Below are 15,405 nucleotides of genomic sequence, written 5' to 3' on the forward strand. Positions count from 1 at the left end.
TCATGCAGGGCGGCTAAATGGAGGGCCGATTGATGAGCGTCACACACAGCGATCTGGCTCCGGCGAGGCGACACTTTGCCGTAACCGGCATGAACTGCGCCTCCTGCGTGCGCCGGGTGGAGAACGCGCTGAACGCAGCCCCTGGCTTGACGGCGGCGTCGGTCAATCTGGCCACGGAAAGCGCCGACGTCACGCTGGCGCCGGGGACCGACCCGGCCGTGGCGATCGCCGCCATCCGGGGCGCCGGCTATGACGTGTCAGGCGACATCATCGAGATTGATATTGACGGCATGAGTTGCGCCTCCTGCGTCGGCCGCGTCGAGAAGGCGCTGGGCGCCGTGCCTGGCGTGACCTCCGCCGCCGTGAACCTTGCGACGGGGCGCGCCACGGTGCAGACCGCCGGAGGCGCCATCGACAGAGCGGCGCTGGCGGCGGCGGTGCGCCAGGCAGGCTATGAACCGCGCGAGGCGGCCGCATCCGCCATGGCGGGTCAGGAGACCCGGGAGGCGGCGCGCGCCAGCGAAATGGCAAGCCTGCGCCGCGATCTCATCATCGCCGCCGCGCTCACCATTCCGGTGTTCATGATCGAGATGGGCGGGCACGTTATTCCCGCCCTGCACCACTGGCTGGCGGGGAATTTCGGCCAGCAAAACCTGCATGTCGCCAGTTTCGCGCTGACGACGCTGGTGTTGTTCGGGCCGGGTCTGCGCTTCTTCAGCAAGGGCGTCCCGGCCCTGCTGCGCCTGGCGCCGGACATGAATTCGCTGGTGGCGCTCGGCGCGATGGCGGCCTGGGGCTATTCGACGGTCGCGACCTTCCTGCCCCAGGCGCTGCCGGAAGGCTCGGCCCACGTGTATTTCGAGGCGGCGGCGGTCATCGTCACGCTGATCCTGCTCGGGCGCTTTCTGGAAGCGCGGGCCAAGGGGCGCACCAGCGACGCCATCCGCCATCTGATGAACCTGCAGCCGCAGGTCGCCCACGTGCAGCGCGACGGCGTCTTTGTTGAGACCCCGCTGGAAGCGGTGGCGACCGGCGACGTGCTGCAGGTGCGGCCCGGCGACCGCATTCCGGTGGACGGCGTGGTGCTCTCCGGCGCTTCCCACGTCGACGAGTCGATGATCTCGGGCGAGCCGGTTCCGGTGGCCAAGGCGGAAGGCGCCGAGGTGATTGGCGGCACCATCAACCAGGCCGGCGCCTTCACCTTCCGGGCCGAGCGGGTTGGCGCCGACACGGTGCTGGCGCAGATCATCCGTATGGTGGAGACGGCGCAGGGCGCCAAGCTGCCGATCCAGGGCCTGGTCGACCGCATCACCATGTGGTTCGTGCCGGCGGTGATGGCCATCGCCGCCCTCACCTTCGGCGTCTGGCTGGTTTTTGGCCCGCAGCCAGCGCTGAGCTTCGCTCTGGTCAATGCGGTGGCGGTGCTGATCATTGCCTGCCCCTGCGCCATGGGCCTCGCCATCCCCACCTCGATCATGGTCGGCACGGGCCGCGCCGCCGAACTCGGCGTGCTGTTTCGCAATGGCGAGGCGCTGCAATCGCTGGGCGACGCCAGGGTGATCGCCCTCGACAAGACCGGCACGCTGACCGTCGGCAAGCCGGCCCTGACCGATCTGGTCACGACGCCAGGCTTTGCGCGCGATGACGTTCTGGCGCTGGTCGCGGCGGTGGAAACCCAGTCCGAACATCCGGTTGCGTCGGCAATCGTGGCGGCGGCGCGCGAACAGGACCTGACGCTGGCCGCGGCCAGCGATTTCTCCACCGACGTGGGCATGGGCGTGAAGGCGCGCGTCGGCGGCCGCGACGTCGCCATCGGCGCCGCGCGCTACATGGCGCAACTGGGCGTCGACGTCATGACGCTGGAGGCCGACGCGGCGCGCCTCGGCGCCGAAGCCAAGACGCCGCTCTACGCCGCCATCGACGGCCGGCTGGCCGCCATCATCGCCGTCGCCGACCCGGTGCGGCCCACCACCCCGCGCGCCATCCAGGCGATGCACGCCCTCGGGCTGAAGGTGGCGATGATCACCGGCGACAACCGGCGCACGGCGGAAGCCATTGCCGCGCAACTGGGCATCGACGATGTGGTGGCGGAGGTGCTGCCGGACGGCAAGGTGGCGGCGCTCAATCGCCTGCGCGACGCATACGGCGCAATCGCCTTCGTCGGCGACGGCATCAATGACGCGCCGGCCCTGGCCGAGGCCGACGTCGGCGTCGCCATCGGCACGGGCTCGGACGTGGCCATCGAAAGCGCTGACGTGGCGCTGATGTCCGGCGACCTCAATGGCGTCACCAGCGCCATCGCCCTGTCGCGGGCGACCATGCGCAATATCCGCCAGAACCTGTTCTGGGCCTTTGGCTACAACGCGGCGCTGATCCCGGTGGCGGCGGGCGCCCTGTACCCGGCCACCGGCCTGCTGCTGTCGCCGATGCTGGGCGCTGGCGCCATGGCGCTCTCCAGCGTGTTCGTGCTGGGCAACGCCCTGCGCCTGCGCAAGTTCAGGCCATGACCCCTGGGCCGGACGGCGTCCGCGTCGCCTGGCTTGATCTTCCAGTTCCGGGAATCTTATATCAACAGCGGCTCCGGCGCGTTTCGCCGCCGGGCCGCATGATTGCAGGAGGCCACCATGAACATTGGCGCCGCATCGCAGCAGTCCGGCCTTCCCGCCAAGACCATCCGCTACTACGAGGACATTGGCCTGCTGACGCCGGACCGGGCCGACAATGGCTATCGCGACTATTCCGCCAGCGACGTCCACCGCCTGCGTTTTCTCCAGCGTTCGCGCAGCCTCGGATTTTCCGTAGAGGAATGCCGGCAGTTGCTGTCCCTGTACGGCGATCACAGCCGGGAAAGCGCCGATGTCCGGGCCATCGCCAAAACCAAACTGGCGGAGGTTGAGCGCAAGCTCACCGAACTGGCGGAGTTGCGCGACGCGCTGCGCCATCTGGTGCGCAACTGCCATGGCGACAACCGGCCGGAATGTCCGATCCTTGATGATCTCGCCGGCCGGGTGAACGCGCGTCAGGCGCGAATCTGACCTGCGCGCCGGGCGCTGGACGGCGCGACGCTTGTGCAGTTGATTGATCGACAAACAGCATGGAAAATCGCACAGAAGATGCGGCGAAGCCCTGACCTGCATTTTCCTGAATCAGAGACGCGATGGAAAACGCAACAGAACCGCACCAATCCATGCCCGAGCGTATCCGGCTGCTCGACTGGTCCCGGTCGCCGGCAGGTCCGCCCGAGGCGTGGCCGGCGGACATGCGCAGCATCTGGCGAACGGTGGTGCGGTCAACGACGCCAATGGCGCTGCTGATCGGGCGCGCGGGCGCCTTTGTCTACAATGACGCGGTGCGGGCGTTGATCGGCCCGGCTTACGATCACCTGCTGGGCCAGCCAATCGTCGATGTGTTCGACGGCTCCGGCGACTTTTACCTGCCCTTGCTGGACAAGGTATTTGAGGGAAAATCCGCCGGGTTTCGCGATCTGCCGTTCCGTCTGTTCCGCAACGGGGTCTGGGAAACCGGATGGTTTGACCTCGATTACACTCCCGTGGTCGATGACAACGGCGCCATTCTTGGCGCGCTGGTCATTGGCGACGAAACAACCGGGCGGGTGGAGAGCTATCAGGACCTGCTGCGGGCCCGCGACAAGCTCGACCATGCGCTGGACGCCAGCGGCATTGTCGGCGCCTGGACCATCGATTTCGCCGCCGGCACGACGCAGGCGGACGACCGGGTGGCCAGGCTGCTTGGGGTGGCGCCGGACATCGCGCGCGGCGGCGCCGCGTCAGAAATGTTTCTCGCCGGGGTTTACCCGGACGACCTGCCGCAGGTGCAGGCTGCGCTGGAGCAGGCGCGGACCACCGGCGTCTACATGTGCCAGCATCGCGTCCACGGCGTTGACGGCGTGCGCTGGGTCGTGGCGTCAGGCCGCGCCACGCAGCTTCCCGGCGGCGAGGCGGGCCCGCTTGGCGGCGTGGTCATCGACGTCACCAGCCAGGTGGAAACCGCCGTCGCGCTCGCCGAAAGCGAACTGCGCTTCCGCACCTACACGGAGGCGCTGCCGCACATCGTCTTCAGTTGCAACACGGACGGACGCACGACCTATCTGAACCGTCGCTGGTATGAATTCAGCGGCCACTCCGAGACGGGGGCGGCCACGGCCGACTGGCTGACCTGCGTCCATCCGGATGACCAGGCCAACCTCCTGGCGACATGGCGCAACGCTTTGGCCAATGGCGAGCCATGCCATTGCGTTGCCCGCCACCGGCACCAGTCCGGCGAGTACCGCTGGGTCCAGGCCGCGGTGCTTCCAATCCGCGATCCGGCGGGCGCCATCGCCAGCTGGATTGGCACGCTGACCGACATTCATGAGACGCGCCTGCTGGAAGCAGAGCGGGAAACGGTTTCCCATGAGCTGGAGCACCGGATCCGCAACCTGTTCGCGCTGGTTCAGGGACTGATCAGCATCACCGCCCGCGAAGACCATACCCTTCAGTCCTTCACCGAGCAGCTGCGCGGCCGGCTGACCGCCCTGCACCACGCCCACGGGCTTGTGCGTGATGGCGCCATCATCTCCGGCGCCAGCGCCAGCTCGTTGCTGCGGCTGGTCAGGGAGCTGCTGGAGCCCTATGACGCCGCGCGAAAACGCATCGCAGTCAGCGGCGACGACGCCGCGGTTCCCACCAGGGCGATTACCTGGCTGGCGCTGATTTTTCACGAACTGGCGACCAACGCGGCAAAATACGGTGCCTTCAGCACAGCCGCCGGCATGGTCACGGTGACGTCCGAACGGTCCGGCGACACCCTGCGGATTATCTGGGAAGAAACCGGCGCGCCCCATGATGCGCCTGTCGCAATCGCCCGCAACGGCTTCGGTTCCCGCCTTCTCAGCATGATCGTTGAGAGCAACCTGCACGGCGCCGTGAAGCGTTCCGTTGAACCAGAGGGATTGAAAGTCGTTCTGGAGCTGCCCACCAGCGCGTTCGGCCTGGAAACCTCGGGCCAGGAGGGCCCGGGCCAGGCAACCCCGGACAAGGAACCCCTGGACAAGCCGCCCCCGGGCAAGGCTGGCTGAAGGGCGGGCCCTGAACCCGCGCCAGTTCCGGCTGCGCTGCGAAGGCGCCGCGCCTGTCGTGAACGGCAGCGCGCGAACAGCCTGCGACATGCGCCAGAGAAGACGGATCACCAGACAAGGCGATCAGCGGCCAGCTCTCGTGGGCGTCTCAGAGCGCGCCGCGAAAGGTCAGATTGTAGCGCAGCCCGCCGGTCAGCGGGTGTTCGCCGTCCTTGAGCCGCAGCACGCCGTGATAATACAGCCGCGATGGCCCGCCCCAGACCACCACGTCGCCGTGGCGCAATTCATACTTCTTCACCGGGTCGCTGCGCGCGGCGCCGCCGAACTGGAACACGCAGGGCAGCCCCAGCGACACCGAGACGATCGGCCGGGCAAAATCCCGCTCATCCTTGTCCTGGTGCAGCGACATGCGCGCGCCTGGCGCATAACGGTTGATGAGGCAGGCATCGGGCGTGAAATCCGGGAACCCGGCTTCGGCGGCGCTGGCCCGGGCAAGGGCGGCGAACGCATCGGGCATGGGCGGCCATGGCGCGCCGCTGTCCGGATCCCGCCGCGCGTAGCGGTAGCCGCGCCGGTCGGTGACCCAGCCAGCCTCGCCGCAACTGGTCATGGCCACGGACATCTCGAACCCGCCCGGCGTGCGCATGTGACGGAACGGCGCCTGCGCGGCGACGGCGGCGATGCCGGCCAGCAGGTCGCGCTCATCGGCGAGGGCGCGCCCGCGCAACAGCACGGCGCCAGTAGCCATGTGTTCTGGCGCCATGTGTTCTCGGGCCATATCTTCCCGCGCCGGACCGGAAGCGGCGCAGGCGAAATCGAACAGGTCCATGTTGTCGCCTCCATCGCCCATGGCGCGCCGTGACGGCCCGGCGCTCAGGCCTTTGTGTCTGCGTCGCCATGCGCCGCCGTGGCGGCTATGTCCCTGAATATGGCGTCCCATTCGGCGTCGTCCATGTCGACAAGGCCAAAACTGCGCAGCAGGAACACGCCTTCCGTCGCCAGGAAGGCGAGACGCAGCGCGCCGGCGTCGGCGCCAGAGGCGGCGATCTCGCGCAAACGCCCGGTGTACCAGGTGCGGGCCTCGGCGCGCTGGCCGGCGCTCATCGACAAGGCGGCGAGCATCACCGCGGCGCGGTCGGCCGAGGCGAGCCCCGACTGCGCCGTCGCCGCCACGTGCGCCCGCACCTGGCCGGCGACGGTGCCGTCGTTCTCCGGCATGGCGGCGACCTCACCGTCGAATTCCGCCTCCCAGCGGTCGATCATGGCGCGGATCATGGCGTCGCGCGAACCAAAGCAGTACTGGACGCCGCCCTTGCTGATTCCGCCAGCGCGGGCAACGGCTTCGATTGTCAAACTGTTGATACCTTTCTCGCGTATCACAGCTTCCGCGGCGTCCAGAACCGCGTTCCTGTCAATTGTCTGCCTGCGTCCCATGGCGCGCGCGCACCTCTCCTGACCTGAATATGCAGCCTCTGGACCCGGATGGACCCTGCCGGGCGGCCTCTGGCGCGCTCCGGCCTTCCCCCTGGCGTGGAGACGGGGCCGCTCAGACCAGATCGCTCCGGCGCGCTGGCAGGAGCGGAGCCAGCTCCGGCCGCAGAGCTGTAAATATTTGCCTGAAAAGGATATTTCACCAACCTCTGGCCTGCGGCTGACGGGAATGAAATCGCCCCCTTTTCAATCCATACGTATGGATTTATAATGTAGCCATACGTTTCGCAACCTCCGGAGGCCGTGAGAGAAGCCCCGGACACAATGGTGACCCATGTCTTCCCCCAATCGCTGGATCGTTCTTGCGATCGCATCCAGCGCGCTGCTGCTTGTCGTGATCGACATGACAGTACTCTATACGGCCCTTCCTACCCTTACCCATGACCTGAACGCCACGGCGTCGCAAAAGCTCTGGATCGTCAACGCTTATGCGCTTGTCGTCGCCGGCCTGCTGCCCACCGCCGGCGCCCTGAGCGACCGGTATGGCCACAAGCCGATGCTGCTGGCCGGTCTCGCCATTTTCGGCGTCGCCTCCATCCTCGCCGCCTTCGCGCCGGACGCCGGCTCGCTGATCGCCGCCCGCGCGGCTCTGGCCGTCGGCGCCGCCGTCATGATGCCCACCACCCTGTCGATCATTCGCATCGCCTTCACCGACGAGCGCGAGCGCGCCATGGCCATCGGCGTCTGGGCGGCAATCGCCTCGGGCGGCGCCGCCCTTGGCCCGGTGGTCGGCGGCGTGCTGCTGTCGTGGTTCTGGTGGGGCTCGGTGTTCCTCATCAACGCGCCGATCGTCATCGCGGCGCTGGTCGCCGGCGCCTGGCTGATCGCGCCGTCGCGCCCCAACCCGGCGCGCCGGATTGATCTGGTCGGCTCGGCCCTGGCCATGACCGGCGTGATCGCCCTCGCTGTCGCCATCAAGGAAATTGGCGCCGGCGAGCGGCCGCTGGCGATCGTGCTTGGCGCCTTCGCCATCAGCGGCGCGGCGCTCACCCTGTTCGTGCGGCGCCAGCAGGCCATGGCGGCGCCCATGATCGACTTCCGGATGTTCCGCAAGCCGGCCATCGCCATGGGCATGCTGGTGGCGTTGCTGACCTCGGTCGCCATGATCGGCGTCGAGCTGGTCTACAGCCAGCGCCTGCAGCTGGTTCTCGGCCTTTCGCCGCTTGAGGCGGGGCTGATGATCCTGCCGCTGCCGCTTGGCGCGCTCGTCGCCGGCCCCCTCGCCGGCATGCTGGTTGGCCGCGTGGGCGCGCCGCGGGTGATGTGGACCGGCATGGCCGTCGCCGGCGCGGCGCTGGCGCTGTTCACCATCGCCCCGGCCCACGGCCATATGGCCCACGCCCTGCTGCTGGCGGCGGCGAGCGGCGGCCTTGGCGCCGCCATGACCGCGGCATCGGCGGCGATCATGGGCAACGCGCCGGCCGATCACAGCGGCATGGCGGCCTCCGTTGAGGAAGTCTCCTACGAACTGGGCGGCGCCATCGGCGTTGCCGCCATCGGCGGCGCCCTGTCCGGCCTGTATTCCAGCGCCATGGGCTCCGTCGCCGGCGCGCCGGCGGCCGCCCGCGACAGCATTGACGGCGCCTTGCGCGCCGCCGGGCAAATGTCGCCGGACATGGCCGCCACGCTGCTGGCCCAGGCCCGGCTGGCCTTCGACCATTCGTTCTACGCCGTGCTCGGCATGGCGGCGGCGCTGGTGCTGGTCACCGCCGCGCTGATCTGGCTGGCGATGCGCCACATCCCGGCCCCGGCCAGGGCGCGCGCCGGCTAATCCGGCCCGCCTCTGAATGATGCAAGGCGGGAGCCAGGACGGCTCCCGCCTTTTTTACGGATGCCGCCAGTTTGCGCGGGCGGCGGGAAAACGCTAGAGCCTTGCGCAACAGGGCGCACGCCGCCTTGCGTCAGACGGGACGCGAGCGCCGCGCGCCGCCAGGCCATGCAATGCAATGCGGCCATCCTGACAGCGGAGATCCGGACTGGAACGCTGGAGCCTGAAGCGTCTGTTGTGGGCGATCCTTGGCGGCGGCTTTGTCGCCATCGGCCTGGTGGGCGCCGTGCTGCCGGTGCTGCCAACGACGCCGTTTCTCATTCTGGCGGCCGCCTGTTTCGCCCGGTCTTCACCACGTCTGGAAGCCTGGCTGCTCAACCACCGCCACTTTGGCCCGCCCCTGCGCGACTGGCGGCGCCATGGCGCCATCCCCCCCAGGGCCAAACGGCTGGCCTGCGGCGGCATGGCGGTGGGCTACGGCTTTTTCTGGCTGATGACCCGGCCCGGCTGGCCGCTGGCGCTCGCCGTCGCCGCGCTGATGCTGGCCAGCGCCAGCTACGTGCTGTCCAGGCCGTCGGCCCCGCCGCTCCCCAAAACCCATCCATAAAAAGCGGCGCAACGAAAAACGGCGCTGCCATGGGCGGAATGCCCGTCGGGTTCGACGGAACTCTGCCCACGGCCGCGCCGGACTGGCGCGCCATCCGATCAGACGAAAGCGTCTGACCGACTGGCGTTCGCTCAACAATGAAAGATGCTGGAGCCTCTCCCGATCCATCTTGACCGGAAGAGGCCCGAACGTCAGGACCGGAAAGTCCCCGGCCGGGTGGAGCGGCGCTGACGCCGCCCCTGGCTATCTGGTCCCCTTGGCTATCTGGTCCCCTTCCGGGAACCGGCGTCCGTCAGGATGCGAAGTACTGCTGGGTGCCGTGCGCCTCGATGGCTTCGGCGAGGCGGCCAAGGGCATGCACATAAGCGGCGCTGCGCACGCTGATGTTCTTGTCCTTCGCCAGGTCCCAGATCGCCCGGCCTTCGACTTCCATATTGTTCTTCAGGCGCTGGTGGATCTCGCCAACGGTCCAGTAGAAACCCTGGCGGTTCTGCACCCATTCGTAATAGGAGACGGTGACGCCGCCGGCATTGGCCAGGATGTCCGGCAGAACGACGATGTTCTTTTTGAACAGGATGGCGTCGGCCTCCGGGGTGATCGGGCCGTTGGCCAGCTCCACCACGACGCGAGCCTTCACCTCATCGGCGTTGCTCTCGTTGATGAGGTCTTCCATGGCGGCCGGCACGAGGATGTCGCAGGGCACGCTGACGATGTAGTCCGGCGGCAGCGCCTCAATGCCGTTGGAGCCGGCAAGCGAGGTCAGCCTGTTGGCGGCCTTGGCCGTCAGCACCGCTTCCACATCGAGGCCATCGGCGCAGTACAGCGTGGCGCGCGAGTCGGAAACGGCGACAACCTTGTAGCCCACATCGGCCATCAGGCGGGCCATGTGGGTGCCAGCGTTGCCGAAGCCCTGGATGGCGACCGAGGAGCCGGGGGCGACGCCCAGTTCCTTCTCCAGGTGGCGCACCAGGTAGAAGCCGCCGCGCGCCGTGGCGTCGTCGCGGCCGAGCGAACCGCCGAGGGAGATCGGCTTGCCGGTGATGACGGCCGGCGCATTGCGGCCGATGATCGAGGCGTATTCATCCGCCATCCAGCCCATGATCATGGCGTTGGTGTAGACGTCCGGCGCCGGAATGTCGCGGTCAGGGCCAACGATGTTGGCAAACGCCTGCATGTAGGCGCGCGACAGGCGCTCCAGCTCCGCCTTCGACAGCACGTGCGGATCGACCTGCACCGCGCCCTTGCCGCCGCCGTAGGGCAGATTCATGACGGCGCATTTGAAGGTCATCCAGAACGCCAGCGTTTCCACCTCGTCCATGCTGGCCTGCGGGTGGAAGCGGATGCCGCCCTTGGTGGGGCCGCGGGTGTCGTCATAGCGGCAGCGCCAGGCCATGAACGATTTGCGCGAGCCATCATCCATGCGCACCATCAGGCGCATCTTGGTGGTTTCGCGCGGGTATTTCAGCTTTTCAAGGACGTCCGCGTCGAGATCAAGATACCGGGCCGCGTCATCAAGACGGGTAAGGGCCTGCTCAAGCTGGGACTTTTCCATGATGTTCTTCCTGAAACCTCTGCCGGGCGCTGGCCGGGCGGCGGAAGATCGGCATGGAGGGGGCCGGAGCGGCCATGACCGGATCGACGCCTGCCTGCGCAAACATCGCCTGATCGCCTGAACCCCATCCTGGGAGCTGTCCACCGACGCGGCTGGCGCCGGTCTTTAACTGGCGCCGCGGGGGTGAGGATGGCTGGCGCCAGGCGCCCACAGGCCATCGACTCGCAGATGCATAAAGGCGACCTGAACAATTTTCCAGCGATTTCGGGATATTTTGCGCACATAACGCCCAAATCGCCCACGATGACGGCGAACGGGGCCGCAAACGCAGGCGTTGCCCCAGCTATTCAGGCGACGTTCCGCAGGCCGGCGCCGGCGAAGGTTCTTCTGGACAAACAGCTTTCTACCCAGGCAGGAACCGCGCCAACCGGCGCCAGCAGCGCGTTTTATTATATTTTATATTTCATTCTGGCCGCATCTGTTTCCGCCAGCGGGCAATCACCCGGTCCCGTTTCAGTTTCGACAGGCGCTGCAGCCAGAAAATGCCATTCATCTGGTCGATCTCGTGCTGCAGGCAGGCGGCGCGAAAGCCGTCCGCCGCCGCTTCATGCGCGGCGCCGTCAAGGTCCTGCCAGCGCACCCGCACCTCAGCGGGTCGCGCCACCTCCGCATGGGCGCCCGGCATCGAAATGCTGCCTTCCGCGTGGCTTTGCATCTGCGCCGACGCCTGGATGATTTCGGCGTTGACGTAAAAGCACGGGCCGGCATCGCCCGGCAGCTCAATGACGAACAGCCGAACGGGAACGCCCATGTGCGCCGCCGTCGCGCCAACGCCAGGCGCCGCCCGCATCATCGCCAGCAGTTCATCCGCCAGCGCGCGCAGCTCCGCATTGAATGCCTGCACGGGCAGGGATTGCTCCGCGAGGCGGGGGTCGGGCCAACGGACGGGAGAGCGGACGGTCATGACAATTGCCGGGGTCGGAAGTGATATTTGCGCCGCGTTTGTGCGCCGCCAGCGCCGGCCGCGCAAGCAGCGTGGAGGTTTCCGGCCGCCCAGCGACGTAATTCCGCAGCAACTCCGGCTTGAGTTTTGGCGCCAGGGCCGTTAATGGACCCCCATCCGCACTATGCGGCTTGCATCTGCTGGTTGGGGAGGACGCCATGTCATACGACGGCCTCTTCCAATTGGGGATGGGCGCAGTTCTGCTGAAAGCCTCCCAAACGGAAGACACGATCGGTTCCGGCGCCACGACGCGCCGCGCACGCGCCCTGTTTCATGAGGCGCAATCGGGTATGCCGACGCGAGGCGCGCGAACGCGCAGCGCATGCGCCGCGACGCATGCGCGAATATCCATCGCATCCGGCTCCAGACCAGCGCCAACGCTGCGCGACCGCGCCTGGGCAGGGGTGGCGGCGTGGATCGCCAGTCGCCTGGCGAACCGGCAAGACGGGATCAAACGGCGGGGTTGACCCGCTGGCCCAACGCAGCGCCCCGCCTTCTGGGCTGTGACTTTGGCGACATATCGGGGCGCTACGCTGTTTGCGCCTGTTCAGGACGCTGTCCAGCAGAGCAATTCGCGGGCCGTCAGACGGCGCGCCGCACCCATCAATACCGATATCGCGCGCCGGACGCCTCCGGATGCGGCTCGCAACAGCAGGACCGACAATTGAGCATCCAGACGCCGTATTACCTGATCGACAAGACCGCGTTGCTGCGCAACATGGAGATCATCCGGCGCGTGCGCGAGCAGTCCGGCGCGAAGCTGCTGCTGGCGCTGAAGTGCTTCGCCACCTGGTCCGTGTTCGATCTGATGAACCAGTATCTCGACGGCACGACCTCCTCGTCCCTGTATGAGGTGCGCCTCGGCCGTGAGAAATTCGGCGGCGAAACCCACGCCTATTCCGTCGCTTACGCCGATCATGAGATCGACGAGGTCGTGTCGTGCGCCGACAAGATCATCTTCAACTCGCTTGGCCAGTTCACCCGTTTCGCCGATCGCGCCGACGGCATCCAGCGCGGCCTGCGCCTGAACCCTGGCGTCTCGTCGTCCAGCTTCGACCTCGCCGATCCGGCCCGGCCGTTCAGCCGCCTTGGCGAATGGGACGCGGACAGGGTGCGCCCGTTCATGGACCGCATCGACGGCTTCATGATCCATAACAATTGCGAGAACGGCGATTTCGAGCTGTTCGACGCCATGCTCGGCAAGATCGAGGAGCGCTTTGGCGACCTGCTGACCCAGGTGAAATGGGTCAGCCTCGGCGGCGGCATCCATTTCACCGGCGACGGCTACGATCTCGACGCCTTCTGCGCCCGCCTGAAGAAGTTCGCCGCCGACTACGGCGTGCAGGTCTATCTGGAGCCAGGCGAGGCGGCGATCACCCGCTCGACGACGCTGGAAGTCAGCGTGCTGGACATTCTCGACAACGGCAAACAACTGGCCATCGTCGACGCCTCGGTGGAAGCGCACATGCTCGACCTGCTGATCTACCGCCAGCATGCGAAAGTGGAGCCGGACGCCGGCCCGCATCCCTATATGGTGTGCGGCAAGTCATGCCTGGCCGGCGACATTTTCGGCGAGTTCCGGTTCGGGAAGGAACTGGCGGTCGGCGACCGCATCTCCTTCCAGGACGCAGCCGGCTATACGATGGTGAAAAAGAACTGGTTCAACGGCGTCAAAATGCCGTCGATCGCCATCCGCGAGCTGGATGGCGAGGTGCGCCTGGTGCGCGCCTTCGGTTACGACGACTTCGCGGCGGCGCTCTCCTGAGCGCCCGCCCACCTTGCAGATTCACAGAACACGGGGTTTTCGCGTGAAATGAAGAAAAACGTCCTTGTCATCGGCGCCGGCGGCGTCGCCCAGGTCACTGCCCACAAATGCGCGCAGAACAACGATGTGCTTGGAGACATCCACATCGCCTCGCGCACCGTCGGCAAGTGCCGCGACATCATCGCGTCGGTTCACGAGAAAAAGAGCATGAAACAGCCCGGCGTCCTTGAGGCGCACGCGCTGGATGCTCTTGACGTTGAGGCGACCAAGGCGCTGATCGCGCGCACCGGCGTCCAGATCGTCATCAATCTGGGCTCGGCCTTCGTCAACATGTCCGTGTTGCAGGCCTGCATTGAAACCGGCGTTGCCTACATCGACACCGCGATCCACGAAGACCCGCTGAAAATCTGCGAAAATCCGCCGTGGTACGGCAATTACGAGTGGAAGCGCCGCGAAGCCTGCGCCGCCGCCGGCGTCACCGCCATTCTCGGGGCCGGCTTCGACCCTGGCGTGGTCAACGCCTATGCGGCGCTGCTGGTTCGCGACTGGCTCGACACCACGGATTCGCTCGACATCATCGACATCAATGATGGCAGCCACGGCAAATGGTTCGCCACCAATTTCGATCCGGAAATCAATTTCCGCGAGTTCACCGGCCAGGTCTGGTCGTGGCAGAACCGCCAGTGGACTTCGAACCAGATGTTCGAGATCCGCAAGGACTGGGACCTGCCCGTGGTCGGGACCAGCGCCACCTACATGACCGGCCATGACGAGATTCACTCGCTCTCGAAGAACCTCGACGTGCCGAACGTGCGGTTCTGGATGGGCTTTGGCGAGCATTACATCAACGTCTTCACCGTGCTGAAGAACCTCGGCCTGCTCTCCGAGCAGCCGGTCCGCACCGCCGAAGGCATTGAGGTCGCGCCGCTGAAGGTGGTGAAGGCCGTGCTGCCCGACCCGTCGTCGCTGGCGCAGGATTACACCGGCAAGACCTGCATTGGCGTGCTGGCGAAGGGCAAGAAGGACGGCAAGGACGCCGAGGCCTTCATCTACCAGATCTCCGATCATAAGGAAGCGTTCGAGGAAGTCGGCAGCCAGGCCATTTCCTACACCGCCGGCGTGCCCGCCGCCGCCGCCGCCATGCTCATCGCCACCGGCGAATGGGACGCGAAGACCATGGTCAACGTCGAGGAACTGCCGCCGGAGCCGTTCATCAACCTCCTGAACCGCATCGGCCTGCCGAACCGGGTGAAGGACGCCCGGGGCGACCGCGAACTGGCGTTCTGATGTTTTTCGCGGGCGCGCCCCTGACCGGCGCGCCCGGCCGAAGAACCCGGCCGAAGAACTCCGGGGCTGGCGGCTGCGCCAGCCCTTTGCATGTCTGCATGCGGTTTCTGCGCGATGCCGTTTCTGCGCGCCCCGGGAAAAACAGCAGGGAGAAAAACATGAGCGCCGTCCTGTCCAACGCCCTGCCCTTCGACCGGCTTGTCGACGCCTGCCCCAGCGACTGGCGCGCCTATATTGAACATCCGTTCGTGCGCGGCATGGGCGACGGCTCGCTGCCCGAGGCCAGCTTCCGCCATTACCTGAAGCAGGACTACCTGTTCCTGGTGCATTTCGCCCGGGCCTGGGGGCTGGCGGTCTACAAGGCGCGCAGCATGGCCGAGTTGCGCCAGGGCCTCGACATTCTGAAGGCCATTGTCGATCTGGAGATGGGCCTGCACATTTCATGGTGCGCCGAGTGGGGCGTCAGCGAGGACGATCTCGCCGCGCTGCAGGAATCGCGCGCCACCATGGCCTACACCCGCTATGTGCTTGACGCCGGGGCCAGCGGCGATCTGCTCGACCTGCACGTGGCGCTGGCGCCCTGCGTCGTCGGCTACGCCGATGTCGCCAGCTGGCTGCTGGCCCAGCCGTTCCTGAAGCGTGACGGCAACCCCTACATGCGCTGGATCAGCATGTACGCCGACGCCGAATTCCAGCAGGCGGCGCAGGCCGAGCGCGACTGGCTCAACGCCCGCCTCGCCAGCGTGACGCCGGAGCGCCTCGCCCAGCTGTCGCGGATATTCCGCGACGCCACCAGGCTGGAAGCGGATTTCTGGCAGATGGGCCTGACCCTGGCGGATTGACGCCAGACAGGAC

Annotated in this window: 13 protein-coding genes; 9 read left to right on the forward strand and 4 right to left on the reverse strand. The window is 67.0% G+C overall.

What is annotated here, in order from left to right:
* The first annotated feature begins 32 nt into the window (after positions 1 to 32).
* The 3 genes from ACERNI_RS03855 to ACERNI_RS03865 all read left to right on the forward strand — a co-directional run bounded on the left by ACERNI_RS03855 (position 33) and on the right by ACERNI_RS03865 (position 5,077).
* On the forward strand, positions 33 to 2,507 hold the full coding sequence (locus ACERNI_RS03855) for a heavy metal translocating P-type ATPase (RefSeq protein ID WP_448831948.1): 2,475 nt from the start codon (positions 33 to 35) through the stop codon (positions 2,505 to 2,507).
* Between the two features lie 117 nt (positions 2,508 to 2,624).
* Complete coding sequence (gene cueR / locus ACERNI_RS03860) at positions 2,625 to 3,035, forward strand: Cu(I)-responsive transcriptional regulator (RefSeq protein WP_448831949.1); 411 nt, start codon at positions 2,625 to 2,627, stop codon at positions 3,033 to 3,035.
* Positions 3,036 to 3,187: 152 nt separating this feature from the next.
* Positions 3,188 to 5,077: a PAS domain-containing protein gene (locus ACERNI_RS03865; protein ID WP_448831950.1), complete on the forward strand. Its 1,890-nt coding sequence runs from the start codon at positions 3,188 to 3,190 to the stop codon at positions 5,075 to 5,077.
* Between the two features lie 148 nt (positions 5,078 to 5,225).
* Here the strand turns inward: ACERNI_RS03865 and alkB are convergent, their stop codons facing one another.
* Both alkB and ACERNI_RS03875 read right to left on the reverse strand, forming a co-directional pair.
* A complete protein-coding gene (alkB, locus tag ACERNI_RS03870) occupies positions 5,226 to 5,855 on the reverse strand; it encodes a DNA oxidative demethylase AlkB (protein WP_448832153.1) in 630 nt (209 codons plus the stop codon).
* A 95-nt stretch (positions 5,856 to 5,950) separates the two neighbouring features.
* A complete protein-coding gene (locus tag ACERNI_RS03875; protein WP_448831951.1) occupies positions 5,951 to 6,511 on the reverse strand; it encodes a TetR/AcrR family transcriptional regulator in 561 nt (186 codons plus the stop codon).
* A 331-nt stretch (positions 6,512 to 6,842) separates the two neighbouring features.
* Between ACERNI_RS03875 and ACERNI_RS03880 the strand changes: the two genes are divergently transcribed.
* Together ACERNI_RS03880 and ACERNI_RS03885 are read left to right on the forward strand one after the other, a co-directional pair.
* The gene (locus tag ACERNI_RS03880; RefSeq protein ID WP_448831952.1) at positions 6,843 to 8,339 is read left to right on the forward strand and encodes an MFS transporter; all 1,497 of its coding nucleotides are present in this window, start codon (positions 6,843 to 6,845) and stop codon (positions 8,337 to 8,339) included.
* Positions 8,340 to 8,559: 220 nt separating this feature from the next.
* Positions 8,560 to 8,943: a YbaN family protein gene (locus ACERNI_RS03885; RefSeq protein WP_448832154.1), complete on the forward strand. Its 384-nt coding sequence runs from the start codon at positions 8,560 to 8,562 to the stop codon at positions 8,941 to 8,943.
* 292 nt (positions 8,944 to 9,235) lie between these two features.
* On the opposite strand, the gene ACERNI_RS03890 is transcribed toward ACERNI_RS03885, so the two are convergent.
* A complete protein-coding gene (locus ACERNI_RS03890) occupies positions 9,236 to 10,498 on the reverse strand; it encodes a Glu/Leu/Phe/Val family dehydrogenase (RefSeq protein WP_448832155.1) in 1,263 nt (420 codons plus the stop codon).
* A 460-nt stretch (positions 10,499 to 10,958) separates the two neighbouring features.
* Positions 10,959 to 11,459, reverse strand: a complete 501-nt coding sequence (locus ACERNI_RS03895) for a peptide deformylase (protein ID WP_448831953.1) — start codon at positions 11,457 to 11,459, stop codon at positions 10,959 to 10,961.
* Between the two features lie 197 nt (positions 11,460 to 11,656).
* Here ACERNI_RS03895 and ACERNI_RS03900 point away from each other — a divergent pair, with 197 nt between their 5' ends.
* The 4 genes from ACERNI_RS03900 (at position 11,657) to tenA (ending at position 15,392) form a co-directional block, all read left to right on the forward strand.
* The gene (locus ACERNI_RS03900) at positions 11,657 to 11,965 is read left to right on the forward strand and encodes a hypothetical protein (RefSeq protein WP_448831954.1); all 309 of its coding nucleotides are present in this window, start codon (positions 11,657 to 11,659) and stop codon (positions 11,963 to 11,965) included.
* 197 nt (positions 11,966 to 12,162) lie between these two features.
* On the forward strand, positions 12,163 to 13,263 hold the full coding sequence (nspC, locus tag ACERNI_RS03905; RefSeq protein WP_448831955.1) for a carboxynorspermidine decarboxylase: 1,101 nt from the start codon (positions 12,163 to 12,165) through the stop codon (positions 13,261 to 13,263).
* Between the two features lie 48 nt (positions 13,264 to 13,311).
* Positions 13,312 to 14,550 (forward strand): saccharopine dehydrogenase family protein, encoded by a 1,239-nt coding sequence (locus tag ACERNI_RS03910; RefSeq protein ID WP_448831956.1) that lies wholly within the window; start codon positions 13,312 to 13,314, stop codon positions 14,548 to 14,550.
* A gap of 158 nt (positions 14,551 to 14,708) precedes the next feature.
* Positions 14,709 to 15,392: a thiaminase II gene (gene tenA / locus ACERNI_RS03915; RefSeq protein ID WP_448831957.1), complete on the forward strand. Its 684-nt coding sequence runs from the start codon at positions 14,709 to 14,711 to the stop codon at positions 15,390 to 15,392.
* The last annotated feature ends 13 nt before the right edge of the window (positions 15,393 to 15,405 follow it).

It is taken from the genome of Camelimonas sp. ID_303_24, from assembly GCF_053543495.1.